Origin of the sequence: Caballeronia udeis, from assembly GCF_001544555.2 — a bacterium.
Classification (GTDB): Bacteria; Pseudomonadota; Gammaproteobacteria; order Burkholderiales; family Burkholderiaceae; genus Caballeronia; species Caballeronia udeis.
Map to the genome: position 1 here is coordinate 1 of NZ_FCOK02000229.1, position 800 is coordinate 800.

The following is an 800-nucleotide window of genomic DNA, read 5'->3' on the forward strand; positions in this document are numbered from 1 at the left end:
TCGGCGTTCGCTTCGGCGTCCTTGACCATCTTGTCGATCTCGGCGTCCGACAGACCCGAGTTCGCCTTGATGACGATCTTGTTTTCCTTGCCGGTCGCCTTGTCCTTCGCGCCGACGTGGAGAATGCCGTTCGCGTCGATGTCAAAGCTCACTTCAATCTGCGGCGTGCCGCGTGCTGCCGGCGGAATGCCTTCGAGGTTGAACTCGCCCAGCAGCTTGTTGCCTGCTGCCATCTCGCGCTCGCCCTGGAACACCTTGATCGTCACGGCGCTCTGGTTGTCGTCAGCGGTCGAATAGACCTGTGCGTGCTTGGTCGGGATGGTCGTGTTCTTGTTGATCATCTTCGTCATCACGCCGCCGAGCGTTTCAATACCCAGCGACAACGGCGTCACGTCCAGCAGCAACACGTCCTTGCGGTCACCCGACAGAACCTGGCCTTGAATCGCGGCGCCAACGGCCACGGCTTCGTCCGGGTTCACGTCATGGCGCGGTTCCCTGCCGAAGAATTCCTTCACCTTTTCCTGCACCTTCGGCATACGCGTCATACCGCCGACCAGGATGATGTCGTTGATCTCATCCAGCTTCACATCTGCATCGTTGATAGCAATACGGCACGGTTCCATCGTGCGCTCGATCAGGTCTTCAACCAGGGACTCAAGCTTCGCGCGCGTAATTTTCAGGTTCAGGTGCTTCGGACCCGACGCGTCCGCCGTGACGTACGGCAGGTTGATTTCGGTCTGAGCAGCAGACGACAACTCGATCTTCGCCTTTTCAGCCGCTTCTTTCAGGCGTTGCAGCGC

At 59.1% G+C, this 800-nt stretch carries 1 protein-coding gene; it reads right to left on the reverse strand.

The genetic code is table 11. The features are described 5' to 3' along the window. Nucleotides 1-800: Hsp70 family protein (locus tag AWB69_RS45370; RefSeq protein ID WP_156529236.1), on the reverse strand; the 800-nt coding region annotated here is incomplete at both ends.